22 protein-coding genes and 1 pseudogene are annotated in these 22,693 nt (G+C 60.9%); 10 read left to right on the top strand and 13 right to left on the bottom strand.

Annotated features, from left to right (window positions below):
* Window positions 1-151: 151 nt before the first annotated feature.
* The 8 genes from NKL06_RS23645 to NKL06_RS23610 all read right to left on the bottom strand — a co-directional run bounded on the left by NKL06_RS23645 (window position 152) and on the right by NKL06_RS23610 (window position 8,034).
* Window positions 152-1,546, bottom strand: coding sequence for an NAD(P)/FAD-dependent oxidoreductase (locus NKL06_RS23645; protein ID WP_023691682.1), 1,395 nt, complete (start codon window positions 1,544-1,546; stop codon window positions 152-154).
* Window positions 1,547-1,585: 39 nt separating this feature from the next.
* Window positions 1,586-2,743: a patatin-like phospholipase family protein gene (locus NKL06_RS23640; protein ID WP_023683367.1), complete on the bottom strand. Its 1,158-nt coding sequence runs from the start codon at window positions 2,741-2,743 to the stop codon at window positions 1,586-1,588.
* Window positions 2,744-2,765: 22 nt separating this feature from the next.
* Window positions 2,766-3,548 carry a 3-hydroxybutyrate dehydrogenase gene (locus tag NKL06_RS23635; protein ID WP_023686285.1) on the bottom strand — a complete coding sequence of 261 codons (783 nt, stop codon included), beginning with the start codon at window positions 3,546-3,548 and terminating at the stop codon, window positions 2,766-2,768.
* 370 nt (window positions 3,549-3,918) lie between these two features.
* Complete coding sequence (locus NKL06_RS23630; protein ID WP_023683370.1) at window positions 3,919-4,383, bottom strand: DUF302 domain-containing protein; 465 nt, start codon at window positions 4,381-4,383, stop codon at window positions 3,919-3,921.
* Between the two features lie 99 nt (window positions 4,384-4,482).
* Window positions 4,483-5,685, bottom strand: a complete 1,203-nt coding sequence (locus NKL06_RS23625; RefSeq protein ID WP_023686286.1) for an MFS transporter — start codon at window positions 5,683-5,685, stop codon at window positions 4,483-4,485.
* A 91-nt stretch (window positions 5,686-5,776) separates the two neighbouring features.
* Window positions 5,777-6,259, bottom strand: a complete 483-nt coding sequence (locus tag NKL06_RS23620; protein WP_023683372.1) for a cupin domain-containing protein — start codon at window positions 6,257-6,259, stop codon at window positions 5,777-5,779.
* A gap of 191 nt (window positions 6,260-6,450) precedes the next feature.
* The gene (locus NKL06_RS23615; protein ID WP_023683373.1) at window positions 6,451-7,365 is read right to left on the bottom strand and encodes a LysR family transcriptional regulator; all 915 of its coding nucleotides are present in this window, start codon (window positions 7,363-7,365) and stop codon (window positions 6,451-6,453) included.
* Between the two features lie 237 nt (window positions 7,366-7,602).
* The gene (locus tag NKL06_RS23610; protein ID WP_245261696.1) at window positions 7,603-8,034 is read right to left on the bottom strand and encodes a hypothetical protein; all 432 of its coding nucleotides are present in this window, start codon (window positions 8,032-8,034) and stop codon (window positions 7,603-7,605) included.
* 76 nt (window positions 8,035-8,110) lie between these two features.
* Here NKL06_RS23610 and NKL06_RS23605 point away from each other — a divergent pair, with 76 nt between their 5' ends.
* The 5 genes from NKL06_RS23605 (at window position 8,111) to NKL06_RS23585 (ending at window position 11,782) form a co-directional block, all read left to right on the top strand.
* Window positions 8,111-8,950 carry a patatin-like phospholipase family protein gene (locus tag NKL06_RS23605; RefSeq protein WP_023814571.1) on the top strand — a complete coding sequence of 280 codons (840 nt, stop codon included), beginning with the start codon at window positions 8,111-8,113 and terminating at the stop codon, window positions 8,948-8,950.
* Between the two features lie 229 nt (window positions 8,951-9,179).
* The gene (locus NKL06_RS23600; protein ID WP_023683376.1) at window positions 9,180-9,449 is read left to right on the top strand and encodes a BufA1 family periplasmic bufferin-type metallophore; all 270 of its coding nucleotides are present in this window, start codon (window positions 9,180-9,182) and stop codon (window positions 9,447-9,449) included.
* Between the two features lie 56 nt (window positions 9,450-9,505).
* On the top strand, window positions 9,506-10,522 hold the full coding sequence (gene bufB, locus NKL06_RS23595; protein WP_502903790.1) for an MNIO family bufferin maturase: 1,017 nt from the start codon (window positions 9,506-9,508) through the stop codon (window positions 10,520-10,522).
* A complete protein-coding gene (locus NKL06_RS23590) occupies window positions 10,509-11,294 on the top strand; it encodes an HvfC/BufC N-terminal domain-containing protein (RefSeq protein WP_023683378.1) in 786 nt (261 codons plus the stop codon). The genes bufB and NKL06_RS23590 overlap by 14 nt, the downstream gene beginning before the upstream one ends.
* Window positions 11,295-11,305: 11 nt before the next feature.
* Window positions 11,306-11,782 (top strand): DoxX family protein, encoded by a 477-nt coding sequence (locus NKL06_RS23585; RefSeq protein ID WP_023686290.1) that lies wholly within the window; start codon window positions 11,306-11,308, stop codon window positions 11,780-11,782.
* Between the two features lie 343 nt (window positions 11,783-12,125).
* Here NKL06_RS23585 and NKL06_RS23580 read toward each other — a convergent pair whose 3' ends face one another.
* From NKL06_RS23580 to NKL06_RS23570, 3 genes are all read right to left on the bottom strand, one after another.
* Window positions 12,126-13,496 carry a chloride channel protein gene (locus NKL06_RS23580; protein WP_023691684.1) on the bottom strand — a complete coding sequence of 457 codons (1,371 nt, stop codon included), beginning with the start codon at window positions 13,494-13,496 and terminating at the stop codon, window positions 12,126-12,128.
* Window positions 13,497-13,684: 188 nt separating this feature from the next.
* Window positions 13,685-13,984 carry a hypothetical protein gene (locus tag NKL06_RS23575; protein WP_023683381.1) on the bottom strand — a complete coding sequence of 100 codons (300 nt, stop codon included), beginning with the start codon at window positions 13,982-13,984 and terminating at the stop codon, window positions 13,685-13,687.
* 132 nt (window positions 13,985-14,116) lie between these two features.
* Window positions 14,117-15,022 (bottom strand): LysR family transcriptional regulator, encoded by a 906-nt coding sequence (locus tag NKL06_RS23570; RefSeq protein ID WP_023683382.1) that lies wholly within the window; start codon window positions 15,020-15,022, stop codon window positions 14,117-14,119.
* A gap of 172 nt (window positions 15,023-15,194) precedes the next feature.
* On the opposite strand from NKL06_RS23570, the pseudogene NKL06_RS23565 reads away from it, so the two are divergent.
* The 5 genes and pseudogenes from NKL06_RS23565 (at window position 15,195) to NKL06_RS23545 (ending at window position 19,832) form a co-directional block, all read left to right on the top strand.
* Window positions 15,195-16,270 (top strand): annotated as a pseudogene (locus NKL06_RS23565) (class I SAM-dependent methyltransferase).
* 42 nt (window positions 16,271-16,312) lie between these two features.
* Window positions 16,313-16,612 carry a putative quinol monooxygenase gene (locus tag NKL06_RS23560; protein WP_023686292.1) on the top strand — a complete coding sequence of 100 codons (300 nt, stop codon included), beginning with the start codon at window positions 16,313-16,315 and terminating at the stop codon, window positions 16,610-16,612.
* A gap of 142 nt (window positions 16,613-16,754) precedes the next feature.
* Complete coding sequence (locus NKL06_RS23555; RefSeq protein ID WP_023683386.1) at window positions 16,755-17,393, top strand: DUF1326 domain-containing protein; 639 nt, start codon at window positions 16,755-16,757, stop codon at window positions 17,391-17,393.
* 9 nt (window positions 17,394-17,402) lie between these two features.
* Complete coding sequence (locus NKL06_RS23550; RefSeq protein WP_245261700.1) at window positions 17,403-18,266, top strand: DUF2182 domain-containing protein; 864 nt, start codon at window positions 17,403-17,405, stop codon at window positions 18,264-18,266.
* Window positions 18,267-18,386: 120 nt separating this feature from the next.
* On the top strand, window positions 18,387-19,832 hold the full coding sequence (locus tag NKL06_RS23545; RefSeq protein ID WP_023686294.1) for an adenylate/guanylate cyclase domain-containing protein: 1,446 nt from the start codon (window positions 18,387-18,389) through the stop codon (window positions 19,830-19,832).
* 699 nt (window positions 19,833-20,531) lie between these two features.
* Here the strand turns inward: NKL06_RS23545 and NKL06_RS23540 are convergent.
* Both NKL06_RS23540 and NKL06_RS23535 read right to left on the bottom strand, forming a co-directional pair.
* On the bottom strand, window positions 20,532-21,686 hold the full coding sequence (locus NKL06_RS23540) for a GNAT family N-acetyltransferase (RefSeq protein ID WP_023671807.1): 1,155 nt from the start codon (window positions 21,684-21,686) through the stop codon (window positions 20,532-20,534).
* The gene (locus tag NKL06_RS23535; protein WP_023691685.1) at window positions 21,683-22,675 is read right to left on the bottom strand and encodes a sterol desaturase family protein; all 993 of its coding nucleotides are present in this window, start codon (window positions 22,673-22,675) and stop codon (window positions 21,683-21,685) included. The genes NKL06_RS23540 and NKL06_RS23535 overlap by 4 nt, the downstream gene beginning before the upstream one ends.
* Window positions 22,676-22,693: the final 18 nt, after the last annotated feature.

Raw genomic sequence — 22,693 nt, 5'->3', positions numbered from 1 at the left:
TACGTCCGGTCTGGTTGGGACAGCTGCTGCCGAGATCGCGCGCCTCGACTTTTGCCTCCGACAGGCCGGCAGCAGGTCTAGCGACCTTCACAGCCATACCGCCACCAAGGATCGCGACATCAAATTCTCCACCGTCCCGGCCTATCGAGATTCAATGCAATTTGACCCGCGGTTTGGTGCGGTGCGACAGGATTCCGGTGACCGTGTCCAGCACGGTCTTGAAGGTCCCGTGCACTGCCTTGAGATGCATCTTGTAGAGCGAGCGATACATCAACCGGGCAAGCAGACCCTCAACCTTCAATCCGCCGATCAGGTTGCCGAAGGTGCCGTAATCGGCCAGTGAAACCAGGGAACCGTAGTCGCGGTAACGGAACGCCGGCGCCACCTGCCCTTCGAGGCGCGCCGCGATCACCTTGACCATATGATCGGCCTGCTGATGGGCCGTCTGGGCGCGCGGCGGCAAGGGAGCTTCGCTGCCGGGGAGGACACAACTCGCGCAGTCGCCGATCGCAAACACGTTTTCATCCCCTAGCGCTTGCAGGGTCTCATCCACGACCAGGCGGTTGATGCGGTCTGTCTCGAGGCCATCGAGTTTCTTAAGGAAATCCGGCGCCTTGATCCCCGCAGACCAGACGACGAGTTCGGCCGGCACGAATAGCTTCTCGCCGAGACTGACACCGCCCTCCGTCACTTCGGTGACCTTGATCCCGCACCGTATCTGAACGCCGAGATCACGAAGCAGATGCGCCGAGGCGCGCGCCAGGTGCTCGGGCAAGGCCGGAAGGATTCGTGGCCCGGCCTCGACGAGGGTGATGCGGATAAGTCTTTTGAAATCAATGTTGTCGAGGTTGTACGACGCTATCTCCCGCATCGACCTGTGCAACTCGGCCGCCAGTTCGACGCCGGTGGCTCCAGCGCCAACGATGACGCAATGGAGTTGGCTCGGCGACAGCTGCTCGTATTGAGCGTTGGCCCTCAGGCAGGCGTCTATCATGCGCTTGTTGAATCGAACGGCCTGGGTAGCCGTATCGAGTGCGATTGCGTGGCGGGCCGCCCCTGGCGTGTCGAAATCGTTGCTGACGCTGCCGACGGCCAGCACCAGCGTGTCGTAGCCCAGCACGCGCGGCGGTATGATCTGCCTGCCTTCGTCGTCGAAGCTTGGCGCAACAAAGATCTGCCGCTTGGCGCGGTCGATGCCGACGACGTCGCCAATCCGGTATCGATAGTGATGGCGACTGGCATGGCCAATGTATTCCACCGCATCATTCGACGCGCTCAGTGCGCCCGAGGCGACCTCGTGCAGAAGCGGCTTCCAGATGTGCGTGCGATTGCGGTCGACAAGCGTAACGGAAAGACGCCGCTTGCCGAATTTACGGCCGAGGCGCGTTGCCAGTTCCAACCCGCCGGCACCGCCGCCGACGATGACCACGCGATGCCGAGACCTGTCCGCATGAGATGGTGTCTCCGGTATCGCGCGAAAAAGCGCGGCGTTGTTGGCGAGCACGGCTTCTGGAACCAGCCGCATCCCGGGAGTGATGATCTGCATCGGTATTCTCCGTCTTTCTTCCCGCCGCGCTCGAAGATGTCACTCTTGCGATTCGTGGATGACGATGCCCTGCAGCATGTCGACTTCGCACTCCCATGGCTTCTCCGCGAGAACGCGCTGGCCATGCTCGTAGCCGGCCTGCCAGCGGGTACGGATGCCGGCGCGGGTGAAGTCGATATCCTTGGTGTGGTCCTCGCCGTCGAGGCGCGGTGAAAGCAACCGCACAAGGTGCATGACCGACGGGCAGCCATAGGAGGCCAATTCCTTGAACATCGGATCCTCGCGCCGCTCGTCCGGGACGAGCTTTCCCATTTCACGCACGACGTGGCGCAGACGATGCAATTGCTCCTGCCGGGCCACGTGGCTCTTGCCGCGACTTGCGAATTGAAGGTCCTTTTGCCGGCCCATGACTTGCCAGATCGATTTCGGCTCGGTGGCGCGGGGCTGCCACATGTTGACGGCAAAGATCAGCGCGTCGCGGCGCGGACGCGCGTCGAGCACGACCTCGATCGGCGTGTTCGAATAGATGCCGCCATCCCAGTAAGGCTCGCCGTCGATACAGACCGCCGGAAACGCCGGCGGCAAGGCACCCGACGCCATGATGTGCGCCGCCGACAGGGTCATCTCGCGGGTGTCGAAGTATTTGAGTTCACTGGTGTTGACGTTGACCGCCCCGACCGTCAGCCGGGTATGGCGCCGGTTGAGATAGTCGAAGTCGATCAGGTCATTCAGCGTCCGCTTGAGTGGATCGGTCGTGTAGTAGGAGGCGTTCTCGACACCCACTTCGCGGTTCACTCCGAACATGGCACTTGGATTCGGTTCGAAGAACCCCGGTATGCCGCGCATCACGGTGCCCATATTGGCAAAGACGTTGCTCGGAACCATCATTGCGAAAAACTCATCGAGCGGGCTGATCCGGCTGACGCCTTCCCAGAACTCTTGAAGCCTCGCGAGCCGAACCGTTGGTTCGTTTCCGGCGATCAACGCGGCGTTGATAGCCCCGATCGACGTGCCGATAACCCAATCCGGTTCGATGCCACCCTCGACCAGCGCCTGGTAGACGCCGGCCTGATAGGCGCCGAGCGCGCCGCCGCCCTGAAGAACCAACACCGTCTGCCGCTTGGCGGCGCTGTCTGCCAGACGGTCGATCTTTGGCTCGGCCTCGGACACGGGCGGATTGCGGGTGATCTTGTTCATGGTCTTTATTCCTCGTTCGGGTTCAGTGAGCCGTCCAACCGCCTTCGATCGGGATGATGGCGCCGGTGATCGAAGCTGCATCGTCCGAGGCCATGAACAGGCAGAGCGCCGCAACCTGAGCAACTGTCACGAATTTTTTGGTCGGTTGGGCAGCGAGAAGGACGTCCTTGATCACCTGCTCCTCGGTGATCCCGCGTGCCTTGGCCGTGTCCGGTATCTGCTTCTCGACCAGCGGGGTCAGCACATAGCCCGGGCAGACAGCGTTAACGGTGATGCCCTGCTCGGCGACTTCCAGCGCGACCGTCTTGGTCAACCCGGCAACGCCGTGCTTGGCGGCGACATAGGCTGACTTGTATGGCGAAGCGACGAGAGCGTGTGCCGAGGCGACATTGATAATGCGGCCCCATTTGCGTTCTTTCATGGCCTGCAACGCGCGCCGGATCGTATAGAACGACGACATCAGGTCGATCGCCACGACTGCTTCAAATTTTTCGATCGGAAAGTCATCGATCGGCGCGACATGCTGGATGCCGGCATTGTTGACCAGGATGTCGATCGCGCCGAACTCGGCGATCGCCTTGTCCATCATCGCGGTGATGGCGTCGCCCTTGCTCATGTCCGCGCCGTCATAGCGGACGGTCACACCGTGCTCCGCGGCAATACCCGCCCGCAGCTTCTCGATCTCCTTGGCATCGCCAAAACCGTTGAGGACGATATTGCAGCCTTTGGCGGCAAATGCTTCGGCGATCCCCTGGCCAATGCCACTGGTAGAGCCTGTTATCAGCGCGGTTTTTCCTGTGAGCATGGTGATCTCCTTCGATCTGAGCGCGAGCTGGTCATGACCGCCTGCCGCCGGGTGGTTTCCGAGTTCTGTCTGTTGATGAAAAGTATGACCCCTGGCCCCGGACATCGGAAATGCCGTTGAGACATGGATTCGATAGCCGACGGTCAGATCCGGTCTCATTCCTCCGGCGGGCTGAGACCCCAGCCGGCTGGCTTTTTCACCGGCCGGCGAACCACCTTTCGTTCGCGTGAAGGACATGAGGTCAATCTCGTCACGGCGCGGCCGCAGACACCGCCGGCGGTCGGCGCGCTCCTGCAAGAGAAATGGTTCGGGGAACCGGCGAGCACTCTGCCCGCCGCTGTCGCCGAATAATCTCGCTGGATCCCGGGCGCTAGTTCTTCTTGATCGTCGAGGTAACCGACTGGATGACTTCCGTGGCCATTTTGAACTGCGGCGCCCGGTCGGTGATGCCATGACGCTTGGCGATCCAGTCGAAATCGGTATAGGCGGCGTAGACCCCGCCATCGGCCGTCTGATAGACCAGCACGCGCACCGGCCAGTCGAGGCCGGCTTCGGGGTTGGCCGTGATGAAGGTCGTGCCCAGGGCCGGATTGCCGAACATCACAAGACGCGACGGTTTGACATCGTTGCCTGCTTTGTTGCCAAGCTTCGCTTGGTCGATGACGCCGAAGAACATAATGCCTTTCTTGAGGACGTCCTTCTTGATGCGGGCAACGGTTTCAGCGACGGAGTAGTCGCTCTTCACCGTCACGACGCCATCCGAGGCGGCGGCAGGGACGACGATCGCCACCAGTATGGCAGCGCCGGCAATCAGGGTTTTCATATAAGTGGTCATGTCAGTCTCCTTGGGTTTGTCGTGACGTTAAGTTGAGCGATGGAATTCACAGCGCCTTGCTCGTCGGCGCGACTTTCTTCGGCTCACCGTTCGTGCCGGTCAGACTGTTGGCGTCTTCAGCACCCCCGCGACAGCAACCGCACAGGCAAGCACAGCGACAAGCACGGTCACACATGCGGTCCAGCCAATCCGGTCATAGATCTGGCCGAGGACGAAACTGCCCGCGAGCCCGCCCGCATAATAGGATGCGAGGTAAATGCCGCTTGCCGCGGTGCGATCACGCGATACGGTCCGGCTGACGTGGCCGGTGGCTATCGCCTGCGCCAGGAAGGTGCCTACGGCGACAAGCGCCATCCCGGCAAGAACGATCGGCAGACTGGTCGCAAGCAGCAGAAGCAAACCGAGGATCGCCAGCGCAAGTGTTGCACCGATCCCCACCCTGGGGCCTAGGCCGGCAGCAACGCGCCCTGCCAGCGGCGTGGTCAGCATGGAGGGCAGGAAGACGAAATAGACAAGACCCAGTGCCATCGGCGACAGCGATAGCGGAGTGGCGACAAGCTGGAAGTTCACATAGGTGAAAGTGCCGATGAACACGAAGAGGATCATGAAGCCGATCGCGAAACAGGCGCGTAGCTCGGCGTCCTTCAGTGCGCCTTTCCAGGCCGCGCGCGCGGGTTGGCCCATGGCGTCGGCGCCCATAGTTGCGGATGTCTTTTGCAGCGTAAACCATACAAGAGCCGCGCCAATCAGATTGAGGGCGGCGAACGTCAGGAAGTTGGTGGAGATGCCGAACGTATCGGCGACGGCGGCCGACATAAGCCTGCCGAAGAAATTGCTGGCGACGTTGCCGGTCACGTAGGCCGCAAGCGCGCCGGTCGTTTGGCGCGATGAAAAATGTTCGGCCAGATAGGCCATCGTCAGCGTGAAAGCGGTTGACATGCATAGGCCCTGTGCGACCCGCAGCAAGGCGAACACGATTATGTTGTCGGTCTGCGAAAGCAGCGTCGTCGGTATCGACAGGACGGCCAGGCTGATCCAGATGCCGTTGCGGCGATCGATGCCGCGCCCGAAAAGCGCGACCGCGATGCCGGCCACAGCCATGCCGAACGTGCTGGCATTGACCGCGAGACCCATCGTGGCGCGGCTGACGCCGAACTTGATGACCAGCGACGGCAGTATGGCCTGAGTGGCGAAGAGATCGACAAGCGTCAGGAACGCAATCAGGGCGATCAGGCCGAAGCGCCGGCCATCCGCAGCAACCATTCGGAGCCGCGTTGGTTCACTCAATCCACTGGTCGTCATGACAGGGCTCCGTGGCCACACGTCCCCAGGCGGCTGCCCGAGGACGCGCTTCAATGGGGGGTTACGGGAAGACGTCGTCGAAAGACGCGGATCACATCATGTGGTCGTCGGGCATCGCGGGCGGCAGGACGTCGGCGGAATAGAGCACGGCGGGCACCTTGCCGTTGTTCTTCCACCAATGGGCGAGCTGGCCGAACTCGGCAGTCACATCGCCAGCCGGGTGCTCGATGCCCACTTTACAGGTGCTGCGGTATTCGGTGATCGAGCCTTCGATGATGAGGATGTTGGCCGGGCGGACGTTGTGTTCATGCCATGGCACGACGCCGCCGGGCTGAACGACGAGCTTGCGAAGGCGCAGCATATTGCCCTTCCAGGCCTCGCCCTTGCTGCTCAGATCGATCGCAGAGAGAACCGTGTCGACAACGCCAACCGGTTTGCTGGGATGTTCCTGGATATCAGTCGTTGCGGCCTGGCCGGCTGGGCAGTCGCCGGCGAAGGCCGGGGCAGAGGAAAATGCAGCGGTTGCCGAAAGCAGACCTGCCGCAAACGCCAGAGTGAGTTTCTTGGTAGCCATCTTGTATCTCCTTTGTCGGTGCCCAAACGCGGGAGGCGGGGCATGACGAGGAGAGTGACGGGAGCGATCAGAAAAGAGAAATGCTGACTGGCTTTCAATTCGATACCTGAAAACTATCGTCGAACGACGCGAGCGCATAAAAAGCGCACGACAAGACTTGTCGCACGCTCCCAGAATTTGGTCGTTTTGCTTCAGGCTGCGTTTTTGTGGATCGCCTGGGCTATTGGGCTCTCAGGCCAGCCATGCGCCTTGACGCTGTTCACGAAAGCCGACGCCGCAGGCGAGAACCTGCGTCCCGCAACGACGACCAGGGATACTTCCCGCCAGACCTCAGGATCGATGACGGGACGGACCTGCAGGCCCGGAATCACCGCACTGAATTCAGGGATGAAGCAGATACCTAGCCCTCCGGACACCATGTTCTGGATCCAGTCCTCGCGCTCGCTGGCGTAGGAGATCCTGAGCTTGACGCCACGATCATTGCAGAGACCAGCAAGATGATCGCGATACTCACAATTCAGGCGCCTGAGATAATTTTCGCCATCGAGTTCGGAGATGGCAACGTTGTCATTGCGGGCCAGCCGATGGCCATTTGGAAAGGCGAGGACAAAGCGCTCGCGATAAAGCGGTGTGACGTCAAAGCGGTCCGGGAAGCTGTCGCTCGAGGCCATGATGGCGACGTCGATCTCGCCGGACTCCAGAAGCTGGGAGAGCGATGCCGGGACACCCTCAACCAATTGCAGCTGGATGCCCTGCTGACGCCGGTTGAATTCGGTCAGAAGACCGGTGAAGCGACGGGGGCCGATTGTGCACATGACTCCGACCTTCAGGTTGGCGTTTTCCAGGCACAGGAATCTCGATGCCTCCTGCCGCACTCCAGTCAGTTCGTCGAGAATCTGCTGAAAACGGGGGCGAAGCAGCACACCCAGGTCGGTCAGGTGGGTCAAGCTTCGTTCACGGCGAAACAGCAGCCCTCCGACCTCTTCCTCGAGTTGTTGAATCGCGCGGGACAGAGCCGGCTGAGTGACGTTGCACTTTTCGCCCGCGCGCGTGAAGTTTCGTGTCTCGCACACTGCCAGGAAGTAGCGGATGTGGTGAACGTCCATGCCGATTTATCCCCAATTGCACGAGGTTGTTCGCGCTTCGGAGACTGCCGCAAGGCTCGCTTTGGCGCCAATGCACTGCGGCTATAAAGTCGATAGCGGTCCGTCATGGCGCCGCGACAGCGCGCGCTGCGGACTACTTGCGTTGCGCAGCAGCTGGCCATCACCAAAAGACGGTGGCGAGCAGACCGCTCGCCATTGTGACATCATTCCTGTGTTGCCCGGCACAGTCGGTGCAGCTCAGTTGGCGCCGCCAAGCGCCAATACATTGGCGCAGAACGCTGCGTGCGGCTTGCTCATGGCTGCGTCATTGCACATCTTCATCATCTTGTCCCGATCACCCCGGGGCGCAGTCAGCCAAGCCTTTTTGAAACCGGCCATCGGCTTCATCGTTTTCATGCCGGCATCGCTATAGAATGACGGCAGCGACGCCAGATCGCTGAAGGCATCGGCGGATGCAGGCCCGGCTAAAAGAGCGAGGGCGAACGCCCCCAAACAGACATTTCGTATTCTCATGACACGCTCCTTTTGGTGCTGAAGGCCTGCCGGCGAAGGTCGTGGCGCCAGCTCCAAAGCGAGATCGTCGGATACTCGCCAGCCTCGCAAATCTTGCGGCGCGGAAGAGATTGCCGCCAATGCAATCTGACTATGGAGTTCATGCCAGCTTGGCATTTCGCCAATGAAGGATCATGCGGCAGTGTCTCCATCAAACGCCTTCCCTGGCGTTCTTCGGGAGGAGATCCAAAAGATGCAAATCCAGGCCGCAACCGACCATGGCTTTGTTGCCGGTGCAAGACCGGCGACGGAAGACAGCCAGCTGATCGACATTACGCTGACAAACGACGCACACGGCGCATTTGTCTGGGGCGTGCTCGATCGCTTGCTGGATGAGCCTCGCCTTTCCTTCCGCAGCATCACTGCATCCGGTTTCGGAGGCATGGAGGCAGCGGTTCTTGCCTACGGACTGGCTCTGGGCGGCAGGCGTGGGGCAAGGACGGCGCTTACCAATTTCTGGCGGCGTGTCAGCCATGCAACGATGTTCGCGGCCGATACAGCCAAGCCGCTGAGATCGATCCTGGAACAGTCCATCGACATTGCCGAGATCCGCAAGGAAAGCTGCCCGTTGAAGCTCAACATCCTGGCTTCGAACGCCCTCACCGACACCGTCACGATTTTCTCCGGCGACCAGTTGTCGATCGACGCGATCCTGGCGGGAGCGACAGTCCCATTCCTCTTTCCCGCCGTGGAAATCGATGGCGATCCATATTGGGGTGAAGGCGATTTTTCGGCCTTGCCAGCAGTGCAGCAAATCGAGGCTGGGCATTGGCTGATTGTCAGCGGCAAACCCTCCGAGGGCATGACGCCTTGTGCTCACCGCCTCGCCGCAAATGCCTTGAACTCTGCATCTGTCCTCTTCGACAGTCATCACAGAACAAGTGCTGCGCTGTTTACCAGGCCCTGGACCGACTGGGGCGAATTGACCGACATGCGTGACCGTGGACGGCAGCGGGCCGAGGAATGGCTTCTCGCTGACCATCCAAGCTTGAGCGAAAGCTCAGTCGTCGACAGCAAAAATCGATACGTCTAGGCGCCTCCCTCCGCTTGGCCGCGCCTGCCTCTCCGCGCTCACGAAGTGTAGGCGCCAAAGCCCTCCGGTTCCCCGCCGGAGGGCTTTGGTCGTTACCCTCCTCAACATAGTGACCGCGTATCAAATCCATGCCGAGACAGCATTTCAGCTTCATCGCGCATTGGACAACACTGCTTGCAGACAGGCCGCCAGGTCAGTCTTCCCTCTAAACGCAACCAGGAGAACGACCGTGATCAACACCAAGACCCTCATCGGATCGGCCCTCGCAGCCGCCACCTCGCTTGCTGCATCTGCAGCCTATAGCGGCCCGGCTGCTCAGCCCAGCTTCTCGTTCGAGAAGTGCTATGGCGTCGTCAAGGCCGGCCAGAACGACTGCCAGACCGCGACGCATTCATGTGCCGGCACCTCGACCGCCGACAACCAGCCGGACTCGTGGCTCTACGTGCCGGCCGGCAGCTGCGCCAAGATCACCGGCGGCAGCGACAAGCCGAAAGCCTGACCGACCCAGACTTCAAGCCAACCCCCTTTGGAAGGGAGCAGACCGATGCCCCGTGCATTTCAAGGTGTCGCCATCCCGCAACCGCGGGCATCGGTCTTCGCTCTCCTCATATCAGCGAAATGTTGAGCCGCAGGCCCTCCGCCGGCTGGCTCGAGGTGCATGCCGAGAATTATATGGGCGACGGCACCGCCGTCGAGGCGCTTGAACGGCTGCGCCAGATATATCCGCTGTCAGTTCACGGTGTTGGCCTGTCTCTGGGCAGCGCGCAAGGCGTGGACCGCGATCATCTGGAAAGGCTGCGAAAGGTCTGCGAGCGGTTCCAGCCCGATCTCGTTTCGGAGCATCTTGCCTGGAGCGTTGCCGACGGAGCCTATCTCAACGACCTGCTGCCGCTTCGCTATGACGAAGAGGCGCTGGCGATCGTGGCGCGAAACATAGCGACCGTCCAGGATACGTTGAAGCGACGTGTGCTGATCGAGAACCTGTCCGCCTATGTCGCGTTTGCCGACTCCTCCATGAATGAAGCTGAATTTCTGGCCGAGCTGGTGGCGCAAACTGGCTGCGGCCTGCTTCTGGACGTCAACAATGTCCAGGTTTCGGCGCACAATCTCCAATACGACGCAAAGACCTTCATCGACGCTTTGCCTGCCGATGCCATCGGTGAGATCCACCTTGCCGGCCATGCGACCAATCAGGTCGGCGGCGACACCGTGCTTATCGACGACCACGGCTCTCGCGTGCCGCCGGTTGTCTGGGGGCTCTATCACCATGCCATCAGCCATCTCGGGCCGCGCCCTACGCTGATCGAATGGGATACCGATGTTCCGGTTCTCGACGTGCTGCTCGGCGAGGCTATGTGGGCCGACATGCTCTCCGCTTCGATCATGTTCGGCCGCAAGCAGGCCGCGAGGCAGACCGCCCCAACCACGGTCCTGCCGGTGTCCAGCCTGCCAGCTTTCGAAAGCACGCGAACCAGCATGCCTGTGCTTGCGGCATTTGCCGCTGCCAGAGCCAGACCGGCCATGCACATGGCCTTGCCGACAATCGAGGGAGGATATCATGCTGCCGCTTGAACATCTGCAGACCATGGTGGCGCGCTCGGTGCTGGCCATGGAGCCACTGATCGACGCGAAAATGCTGACCGCTGGCAAGGCCGACCCAATGGCTCGCCTGCGCATCTACCAGAACAACACGCGCAGTTCCTTGACCGCCGTGCTGATGGCCGTCTTCCCCGTTACGGCCCGCCTCGTGGACGAACGTTTCTTCCGCTTCATGGCGAGCGAGTTCATTCGACGGCATCCGCCGGCGGAGTCACGCCTGGCGCGTTATGGCGCGGGCTTCCCTCGCTTCCTGAAGACCATCGACACCCTGTCCGACATGCCGATCGTCGCCGAGACGGCTCGGCTCGAATGGGCCATTGCCGAAGCGCTCGATACAGCTTCGCTGCCGGCCCGCAGTCTCGCAGAATACGACAGCACCGACCTTGGGCTGTCGCCGGATATCCTGCTCCAGCCCTCACTGCGACTGATGGTCTCCCACTGGTCGATCCTATCGGTATGGATGGAGCATCAAAAGGAGACTGCGGTCGATGAAAAAATCACCTGGACAAGACGCCCTGAACGGGTGGCGCTGTGGCGATCGGGGAACTACGTGCGGCTTTTTCTGCTCGACCGCGCGAGCTTCGGCTTCTGGCATTCGCTGAAGCACGGCTTCGGCCTTGAGCATGCCACTGGCCGCGCCTTGGCGCTCGACCCGGCCTTCGACCTGGTTTCAGCGCTTGTGCGTCTGTTCCGCGACAGGCTCGTCACCGACGTGCGCGTCCCGGTGCCCCCTCTCTCAAACTGAAGGAGACGATCATGACTGCGATACCAGAATATTCCACGCCTCGCCCTGCCGGCCTTGTTGGTGTTTACCGACGAGTGATCAGCTTGCCGGAGCGTATACCATTTTCGCTGGTCCAGCTCGCGGCTCGAGTGGCGATTGCGCATGTCTTCTGGCAGTCTGCACAATCGAAGCTGGCGTCTTGGCCGGTGACGCTGCAGCTGTTCGCCAGCGAATACAATCTACCCCTCATCGATCCGTCGATCGCGGCGCCGCTGGCGACAACGGCAGAGATCACCGGGGCGGTGCTGCTTTTCCTGGGGCTGTTCTCGCGTCTCGGCGCGCTGATGCTGCTCGGCGTCGTTTCGGTTATCCAGATCTTCGTGTTCCCTGAGAACTGGGCCGAGCATCTGCTGTGGGCATCGCTGTTGCTGCTGGTGCTTACGCGTGGTGCTGGGGTTTTCTCACTCGACTATATAGCCGATCGAATCTCTTCGGCCTCCAAAACCTGAATATTTCAGTCGAGGAGGCTGACCTGATGTGCATCTTCACCCGTGCACTGAAAGCTGGATGAAGGAGCCTTGTCCAACCCACTGGACACCGCGTCGCAGTCCGCCGTTCCTAAGCTAACACCTCTCACCTGAGCTAGGTGCACCTCAAAGGTTGACGTATCGATCTTCGGTCTTGCCGTCGCCACTAACTCCGGCAACGGTCGCGTTGCTGTGAGGCCGTAACGGGCACTCGCCGCGGGGCGAATACGGATTTATGCAAGTCGTCTCGCCTCTTCAGACGATGTTGATTCTCGCACACCGGATCCACAAGAAAGTTCGCCAGCATGTCTTTCAATCGACAAACTCAAGCTGGGCTCCAAGCGGCAGAGCCGGATGTTTCGAGATTTCTGGATCTTCTCCGCCGGATCGCCTCGGCGATGAAAAGGCGAGATAGGGCGTGGTAGAGCGGCTCGTTCGAAATCAATCGCGCTGTCCCATAGCCCAGCATCGATGCGCACATCAGCGCAATGACATTGTCGTGGTTGCCGGTCATTTCGAGGATGATGACGAAGGCTGTCATCGGAGCCTGCACAACGCCGGCGAAATAGCCGGCCATGCCAAGCAGCGCAGCGGTGCCGGTGGCGCCGCCGAGGAGTAGGCCAAGCGTGCTGCCAAGGCCGGCTCCTACGGCCAGCGATGGCGCGAAGATGCCGCCCGGAATGCCCGAAACCATCGAGAGCAGGCCAGCTGCGAATTTCCCAGCAAAGAAGAACGCCGGCAGCGGCGTGCCTTCGATGGCTCCCCGCGCCTGCGCATAGCCGGTGCCGAAGGTGAGGCCATTCGAGGCGATCCCGATCGCGGCCACCGCCAGCCCGCAAATGCCTGCCACAACCATTGTGCGCCAGAGCGGCTGGAACGCGTTCCAGCGCCGGATGCGGCGCATCGCGTTCAGCGCCAGCAGAGAAAATAGCGCGCCGACACCGCCGCCGATGATGCCACAGGCAAGCACCAGCGGCCAGTCGCTGGCAAAGGCCACTGTTTCTTTGGCGACTCCGAAGTAAGTGTAGTTTCCGACCAGGCCCAACGAGGCAAGTCCAGCGAGGATCACCGCCGTTAACACCAGCCCATTGGTCCGAGATTCATAGGCGCGACCCATCTCTTCGATAGCGAAGACAATGCCGGCAAGCGGTGTGTTGAAGGCTGCCGCTATGCCTGCCGCCGACCCGGCCAGGATCAGCCCGCGCGCCTGCGCCATGCCACCCCAGCGCGCGACCTGCAGCATCAGAGAGGCGCCGACCTGCACTGTCGGTCCCTCGCGGCCAATCGAGGCCCCGCAACCTAGACCGACGACGGTGAGCGCGATCTTGCCCACTACCAGCCGCAACGACAGGATATGGCCGCGGTCGTCGTCATCACGCAGATGGCGCGCGGCGATCGCCTGCGGAATGCCGCTGCCCTGCGAGCCTGGAAAGAAGGAATGCGCAAGCCAGGCGCAGAGAACGAAGCCGAGCGGCGTCAGCACGAGTGGCAGGTAAAAGCGCCAGCCGCTATCGGTGTCGATGACGGAATGGAATAGCGCCTGCGCTTGATCGGCAAGCACCGCGAACAGCACGCTGATCAGTCCGATCGAAATGGCGCCTGCCCAGAAGACAATGCGCGGCTGCCAGACGCGACGCGAAACCCACATCGCCTGCGAGCGTCGCAGCATCGGATGTCGTCGCGATATGCGTGCCATGTTGGGTCCCTTCGTAATAGACCCGGCCTAACACACCCACCGAGCCGATCAACCTTGCGAAGCAACAGCTTTGGCTGGCGAGGACAGCAACCACGGCAGTGACATGGTCTCGATGGCGGAGGATCGATGGGACATCCCGCCGGCGCGCGTGCCGGCGGGATGGAAGCATTGACGGGCGCGATGGCTCCTCACATCGCCATTTTTTCACACTCGGCCTGGGCCTTCTTGGTCGATGTATCGACCATGTAGGTTTTGCCCTTGGCGTCGGTCATCATCATCATGCAATGCTTGATCGGCTTGGCCATTTTCATCATTTCGGCGCTCATCTTGGCGTCCGGCATCATGGTGCCCATATGCCCGTCGGGCATGACGGCTGTCACTTGCCCGCCCTTCATCATGGACATCGTGCCCATCGTGTCCTCGGCGAATGCTTGCGAGGCGCAAAGAGCGGCAATGCTGGCGGCGACGAAGATTTTCAACGAATGCATTCGGAATACTCCCATTTTTGCGGGGCACAGTTGCCCCATTCGTGGGTTCGCCCGACATTGCGGTCAGTTACATCGACACGAAGATGTGATCGTATGGCGCATGTTTGCTGACGCGGAAGGCGGACTGTGGACTTAGAGACCAGTCGATCCCGCCGTCATCGGTATGTGCCAGTCATACTCCATCACCGCCTTGGCAAATGCAGAGATGGCGGGCGAAGGCAGTCGATCCGCGACGGAGACCAGTGACACCTCGCGCACGATCTCTGGGTCGACGACCAGCCTGTGGCAGACGCCCGGCTGGCTGGCGGAGAATTCCGCGATGAAGCAGACGCCCATTCCCGCGGCTACCATAGCCAGGATCCAGTCCTCGCGCTCGCTGCGATAGGCGCTCTTGATCTCGAAGCCGAGGTTTTGGCAGAGCTCGTCGATGCGATTCCCATATTCGCAGTTGATACGCTCGAGATAGGGCTCGTTGCGCACATCCGTCAGTTGCAGCGTATTCCGCGTCTCGAACGGATGCCCGGTTGAGAAAGCGAGCCCGAAGCGTTCCGTATAGACCTGCTCCGCCCTCAGCCGATGATCGAATGGCTCCGGGCGCGCCAAGAGCGCGATGTCCAGCTTGCCTTGCAGCAAAAGGTCGGTGAGGTGGTCAGCGGCGCCTTCGATTACGGTCACCTCGATTCCGGGAAACCGTTCGCGAAATGCATTGAGGAAGCCGATAAAGCGCAGCGGCCCGATAGTGCACATCACGCCGAGCGTCACCGGCGCCGTCTCGAGCGACAGAAAGCTTCTGGCGGTGCGCTTGGCATGCTCCGAGCGCTGCGCGATTTCGTCGAGATGACTCCGCATCAGGCGACCGAAATCGTTGAGCTGGACATGGCCCTTGTCGCGATGGAAGAGCAGTCCGCCGAGTTCCGCTTCCAGCTTCTGTATGGCGCGGGTGAGCGCAGGCTGAGTGATATTCACAAGGTCCGCCGCCTGGCGAAAGTTGAGCGTCTGGCAGGCGGCCAGAAAATAACGAATTTCGTGCATTTCCATGACACATCCCCGCTGATGCCCGGCATGCATCGCCGCAATCAGAACTCGGCATTATCGGCAGGTGCTATCCTTAGGTAAACTTTCTCCGCTGTCCATGGCCAGCCCATCCCGGCGGCGGGATCAGGCGTCCAGCCTTGGGCCGATGTTTGGGATCGAGCCGGAGGAAAAGCCGATGCTGGAGCGCAACAAGGACAAACAGCCCGACCAGGAAAAGCTGGAGGCCCTGCTGGGAAAGATGGTCGGCGATCTCGGCGCCATCACCACCGGGGCGGCCGTGCTGCTGGGAGACAGGCTCGGCCTGTTCTCGGCGATGAGCGAGGGCGGCAAGATGACCGCCGGGCAGCTTGCCGCAAACACCGGCACGCAGGAGCGGCTTGTGCGTGAATGGCTTTCGGCGCAGGCGGCCGCCGGCTATGTCGAATACGACGAGGCCAGCGACAGCTTCTACCTCAGCCCCGAGCAGGAACAGGTCTTCGTCAACGAGGACAGCCCCACCTTCATGGCCGGCGCCTTCGAGGTCGTCTCGACGCTATGGCTTGACGAAGAAAAGGTGCGGCAGGCGTTTCGTTCGGGCAAGGGCCTGGGCTGGCACGATCACAGCGCCTGCCTATTTCGCGGCACGGAACGGTTCTTCCGCCCGGGCTAAAACGCCAATCTGATCGGCTCCTGGCTGCCGGCGCTCGATGGCGCGGTCGAGAAGCTGGAGCGTGGCATAGACGTCGCCGACGTCGGCTGCGGCCACGGCGCATCGACCGTGCTCATGGCCAAGGCATTCCCGAATTCGCGCTTCACCGGCTTCGACTATCATGCCCCGTCGTCGAACGGGCGCGCGCCGCAGCCAGAGAGGCCGGCGTCGCCGGCAACACCCGCTTCGAAGTGGCGGCGGCCAAGGATTTTCCTGGCACCTACGGTCTTGTCGCCTTCTTCGACTGCCTGCACGACATGGGCGATCCGGAGGGTGCGGCCAGGCATGTGCACAAGGCACTGAAGCCGGACGGCACATGGATGATCGTCGAACCCTTCGCTCATGACAAGCTTTCAGCGAACCTCAATCCGGTCGGGCGCATCTATTACGCCGCCTCGACCTTCATCTGCACGCCTGCCTCGCTATCGCAGGAGGTTGGGCTCGGCCTCGGCGCCCAGGCGGGCGAGGCAAGGCTGCGCAAGGTGGTTACCGGCGGCGGCTTCCGCCGTTTCCGTCGCGCCACCGAGACGCCGTTCAACATGGTTCTGGAGGCTCGCCCGTAAGCCTGGTCGATTTATTAATTTGGCTATGGATTGGAGGAAGGCATGACCGCTTACAATGTCGTTCGGTTTCGCACCAAGCCCGGCAAGGAACAGGCCTTCATCGACGCGCACAAGAAGGCAACGCTCGACGTCAAGGGCTTCCGCAAAGCCGCGCTCGTCAGGACCGGCGACCGGACCTTCTGCGTCGTCGGTGAATGGGACGACATGAACAGCCTCGCCGCGGCCCGGCCGCATATGATCGGCCTTCTCGATACGATGCGCGATATGCTGGAGGATCTCGGCGCCGAGCTCGGCGTGACGGATGCCGTCTCCGGCACGTCCGTCGTCGAGATCCGGACCTGAAGCGCCCCAACTGCAGGTTTTGGCATGCACAGCTCGACCACCGGGGTGGGGCCAATCCATCAAAGTCAGTGGCGACGCACGAACTGCTGGAGCGCGACCAATCTTCGGCGTATAACTAGGCCCAATCTCCGGAGGATGAGCCATGAATGCAGTGCCTCAATGGCGGCTCGCAGGCGACTGGTTCGACATCTGCAGCTGCGACATCCCTTGCCCTTGCGAGTTCGCCCAGCGGCCAACCGGCAATCACTGCCAGGGCGTGCTCGCCTGGCATGTGCGCGAGGGTCAGTATGGCGGCGTGAAGCTCGACGGCCTGACGCTGGTGGCGCTCGGCGAGTTTGAAGGCAATCTGTGGGCCGGCGAGGCAAAGGCCGTGATGGGCATGTATCTGGACGAGAAGGCTGATGAGCAGCAGCGCGAAGCCCTGCAGGTGATCTTCGGCGGCCACGCCGGCGGCTGGCCAGCGGGTTTTGCCGCCAATATCGGGGAGATGCGTGGCATGGAGTTCGTGCCGATCACTTTCGAGGTGGCGGGCGACCTGGCCACCTGGCGGGTCGAAATTCCTGGTCTCGTCGTTGGACGCGCAGAGGCGCTTTCCGGTCCCACCACCCCGCCCGGCAAGCGAGTGCAGACGATCAACCCGCCGGGTTCGGAGGTCGGCCCGGGCCAGGTTGCCACCTGGGGGCGTTCTGTCGAGGTGAGCACCAAGGGCTTCGGGCTCGACTGGACTGGCACGGCCCGCTCGAGCAAGCACATTCCGTTCGACTGGACCGGCCCGAACTAGGGCGTGACAATGGCTGACGCGTTCCCCAGGAAATCGCGGCGGTTCACCCGGAATCTGCGCGGCATCCCGCTCGGCCTTCTCGCATCGCTCGTCGTGCTGACGGCAGCGGCGTGGACGCTCACCCTCTACCAGACATTCAGCATGGATATGCCCATGGGCATTGCCGCGCGCGGCGGTATGGAGGGTATGGAAGGCATGGCTGGCATGGCGATGGCCGGAATTGCCGCCGACGACTGGTCATTTGCCGGCGCCGCCGCTTTTCTCGCTGTGTGGACCGTGATGATGGCGGCTATGATGCTGCCAGCCGCGGCGCCCATGATATTTATGTTCGCGGCGGCGCAGGCTAGGCGCGAACAACATGTGGCCATCCCGACGTGGACCTTCGTCGCGGGCTATCTGCTCGTCTGGGCGGGGGCGGGCCTTGTCGTATATGTCCTGGTCCAGTTCGGTAGCGACGTTGCAACGAGCCTCGATCCGCCCCAGCGTGCGAAATGGGCACCGCTCGCGCTCGGTGCCACGCTTGGCGTCGCCGGGCTCTATCAATTCACGACCCTCAAGCACATTTGCCTCAGCCATTGCCGTTCGCCGCTCGCTTTCGTTGCGCAGCACTGGCGCGACGGGCGTGTTGGCGCGCTCAAGATGGGGCTGCGCCACGGTCTCTATTGCTTTGGCTGCTGCTGGGCGCTGTTTGCCGTGCTGGTCGCGACCGGCGTCATGAGCGTCGCCTGGATGTTGCTTTTGACGCTGCTCGTCTTCGTCGAGAAGCTGCTGCCCCGTGGCCGCCGCTTCGAAGGTAGTTTGGGCATTGCTTTGGTGGTCCTCGGGATCGTTGTATCGCTCGGGGCGATCGATATGCCTTGGATGGTCGGTTAGACGAGTAGGAGCATAAGCATCTCAGCTGTGCCGGCAGACGCTTTCGATGGCAATCCATTCGCATCGCGCTGGTTTTTAGTAGGCTGTCGCACGGCAAGGCGGCAAGGTTGAGGGTCCGATGTGACGGTAGTCGACGATCGTCTTCTCGAAAGCAGGATGACCAAAGTAGAGCAGGCGCGAGTCTGGAGCCCACGCGTCATCTCGAAATTCGAGACGCTGATCAGGAGCGCCGACGATCAGGCGCTCTATCGTGTCAATCCGCTGGCCTTCGCCCGCGACCGCGCAATCGCCGAACCTGAAGCGATCGACCTCTTCCTTCATGCCGCCCGCTGTGGCTTATTCGACATGAGCTGGGATGTGCTGTGCCCCCAGTCTGGGATGGTGCTCGATAGTTTCGGCGCCTTGCGCACGCTGAAGACCCACTATGTCTGTGGCTTGTGCGATGTATCGGGCGACACCGACCTAGACGACTTCATCGAGGTCACCTTCTCGGTATCGTCGAAGTTACGGCGCCTGCCGCACCACGATCCCCAGACGCTTTCCGTCGAGGATTTTCACTGGAAGCTCCACTTCGGACATGACGGGCGGCTACCGGGGCAAGACGTTCGCTTTCTTGACGTTCTGCGTGGCTTGGTTCGGGGCATGACGTTTCTGCAGCCCGGCACCATCACAGTGCTCCGCACTGACTTGGGACTAGGCGCCCTTTCGGGAGTCAACGTCCGGACGCAGGCTGCATTCGCCGTGCCAATATCAGGCGATCCGGTGTCGGCACCCACAGTTCTGAAGATCGATTATGACGGCAAACGCTTCCTGCCGGCATTGCCCGCCGTGCCACCCGGTCCGATCGTTATAGAGGTAGCAAATAGGGGGCCAGCGCGTGGTTCGCTGCTTGTCATCAACTGGCCGCCCGAGCTTGTCGCGTTGACGACCAAGCCGGCCCTCGATTTCGATCCTTATGTTTCCGGTGGAGCGCTGCTTGCACGGCAAACCTTCCGCCAGCTCTTCCGGTCCGAACGCGTCGACGAGAATGAGGGGCTCGGTATCCGGCAGATCACCTTCCTGTTCACGGACCTCAAGGGTTCGACCGCCATGTATGAGCGCCTTGGTGACCTCAACGCCTATGCTTTGGTCCGCGAGCATTTCGCTCTGGTCAACGCGGCGGTTCAGCAACATTGCGGCGCGGTGGTCAAGACGATTGGCGATGCGGTGATGGCTGTATTCTCGCAGCCGTCGGATGCGATTTCGGCTGCACTCCACATCTTTGAAGAAATCGATCGCTTCAACGGCGACCATGACGGGCCGGGGATCATTCTGAAGATCGGAGCCCATTGTGGCCCATCGATCGCCGTGACGCTCAACGACAACCTCGACTACTTCGGTCAGACCGTGAATGTCGCCGCGCGCGTGCAGTCCCTAGCAGAAGCCGGACAGATCTGCATTTCCGAAGCGCTCTATTCCGCGCCCGGGGTTAGCGAAATGCTTGCCGGCCATCGCGTCGAGGCGTTTGAAGCGCCTCTTCGGGGTGTGGAGGGTGATGCAACTGTCTATCGTATTATGCGGGGATAGACTCGGTCGCATGCCAACTCCCGAGGAACTGCTCGACCATCTTAGATTCAAATCGCCTGCCCCAACCTTCGTATCAAGCACGCACCAGTTCGCCTCATTTCGCAATGCTCTGCGAACTGCCGCCTTGCATCGGTCCGACGATGATTGGCGCAAAGCTGGCTGTGCCCTGGATTTAGCGATGTCGGCTTTTGGGTGCAGGACGGGACGGCAGGAATGTCTGATATGGGGCGCAAAGCTGCCGTTCGCATCGTGGATAGCTTCCGGGTCAGACTCTCCCTTTGCCTACCGGTCTTTGCAGCACCGAGAAGGGCCCACTACGCCCGACACTGTAGAAAATATCGCATGGTCTCCGAGTGGGGGGAAAGGCGGTAGCGCTCTCCCGCTACCAGCCTACCTAAGCTGTTGAATTCACAGTAAAAAACGCCGACCTATGGTAGGCGCCCTGTCCGAAAAAATCTTCAATGATTTTCACGACCTAGCCTGCTACCATTGTGACGCCAACGAACGTGTTGCGACGCTTCGCAGACAACAAACTGCGCATCGAGAGACGTGATTTGCGAGAATTGGCTGAAGTCTCCACCTGCGGACCCATTCGGTCCCGATTCCGAGGCGCAATCGACGCGGATTTTCGAATGGCGCGCCCATGTCGCACGCCAGCCCTCAACGCTCGGCGGCTTATGCCCAAGTTATCCAGCTAAATTAAGCAGTCTCATCGGGCGGGCGCTCTGGATTCGCCGACGCCAATCCGCGTGAGCGTACGCGGATCGTCTGACAGATACGATCAGCGAGAGAAGCGAGCGCGCCCTGCACAGTGCGTGCCCCAAGAACGGATTGGAGGGTAACGGCCTGTGTTGCAAACCTATGTTTGAAGGCCTCTCCGCCACAGAGGAAATCGACCAATCCCAAGCCGTGATCAAACGACCACTGTATATACTCCGTAATCAGGACCGCACCCGGCGACGCTCGGCTAAAGTCAGGGTCGTAGGTGGTAACGAATGCCATCATGACGTTGTGCTGGACGATGTTGATGGAAACCGCGACCATCGCACCATTGCATTCAAGTACGAAAATGCGCAGCACACCGGCGCGTGACAGCGCGTCCACCAGGGCGGCAAGAACCGGCTCGCCCTCTTCGAAAAGGTCGGATTCACGCGTGTGCTTTTCCAGCCATCTGCGCTTCAGTGCCGACAGTCGCTCCAGCAATGGCTGCAGCGGCTCGTCGGCCGACAGGAGGCGGAATTTCACTTCGCCTGTTTCCTCCAGTATCTTGATGCCGCGCCGATAGTTCTGGCGCATCTTTTTCGGCTGGTCCGCCAGCCATGCTGCTCCGCTGGCCCACTGTCCAGCGACGCGATAACTGACTTCCTCCCGGTGATTGGCGCGAAGCTTGACGCCGCTGGAAGAGCCCGGTGTAAAAATCCTGCGGGCTGCCGCATCCGGCGACAGACGATTGATAAAAGCAAGATCGAAGCCACCCGCCGAACAGATCCGGTTCCAGAGGTTCTGGAGGGCCGATAGGGAGCATTCCGGCGCGACAAGAATATCACCATAGTCCGTATAGCTATTGGCGGCCCATTCGAGGAGCCGAAGTCCTTTTCGTCTGCCGATCGCCAGGGGAATGACAGCGACCAGCCTGTCATCGCTCCATACCAGGCCGATCCGCAGCGAGCGCCGGTCGCGGTCGCGCACGGTGCTCCACCATGCCGAAACCCAGGCATGGCTCTGAAAGATCAGTGCATCGGTACGATGCCATAGGTCTACCCATTCGGTTTCGATGGCGGCCAGGCGATCCGTCGAACTGACGATTTCCAGTCGCTCCGCACCAACAGCGTCAATGGAAGCCATTTTGTTCATGGTTGGAGACGGTCCTGCGGCCGCGCGACATCGATGCGCTTTTGAAAAAGTCGCACGATATGGTTTGCCATTTTCTTGAGCGGCAGCACGTAAAGTCCAAAAAGCGACTGATAGTCGCGTACGTCGCGATCTATCAGTCCAAACTTGAGGTCTTCGTCCGGATCCGGGATGAACTGCGTTCCGAATATGCGATCCCAGAATGAAAAAAGCAGCCCGAAATTCTTGTCGTAGTGGCGAGGGTCGACACTGTGATGCACCTGGTGCCAGTGCGGACACAAGATGACGCCGTTCAACCGGCCGAAGGAAATCTTCAGATGCGTGTGGCGAACAAAGTCCATCATGAGAATGTTGCGAATGACATAGACGTTGATGCCAAATATGGCGATCTCGACCGGATTAAGCGCAATCAGGCTCCACAAGCCGAAACTGATCCCCGGTATGACGCCGTCCCAGATCCGGTTCATCAGATCGTCCAGGGGGTGAACCCGGTCCTTGGTGATCCCAACCATCACTTCGGCCGAATGATGCACCTTGTGCAATTCCCACAGGAACGGAAAACGGTGCTGGGCAACGTGATATAGGTAGTAGGAGATATCGTAAGCAACGAGCATGGTTGCGGTGAAGAGGATGATCGTCACTGGGCCGGCGGGGCCGGGTATCAGCGGTTGCGAGATGCTGAAGAGCCAGCCGACTGCCTGGTTTGTTGCATATCCCGTGGCGGCAACGAAAGTGACACCGGCGGGAATCAGCAGGAAGGGCATCACCAGCCTTTTCGTGATCCAGAACAATGCGTCCGCTCGCGCCGATGGGTGCATGATGACTTCCGCGGGAAAGGCGAAGTCGAAAAAGTCCCGGAAGGATTTCTGTTCGACCGTTCGCCAGTAGGCGACCACAGCGCTCCCCAGCGCCGTGAGCAACAGGAGACCGAGTGTCAGCAGATTGATGTGTGAGAGTTTTTCCACGATCACTCTGGCGAATTCCGAAAACATCGATGCAGTGGCTCCTAG

The organism is Mesorhizobium sp. C268A, assembly GCF_040324475.1.
Lineage (GTDB): Bacteria > Pseudomonadota > Alphaproteobacteria > Rhizobiales > Rhizobiaceae > Mesorhizobium.
Note: the sequence above shows the minus strand (reverse complement) of the source record. Positions and strands in the feature narration are given on the sequence as shown.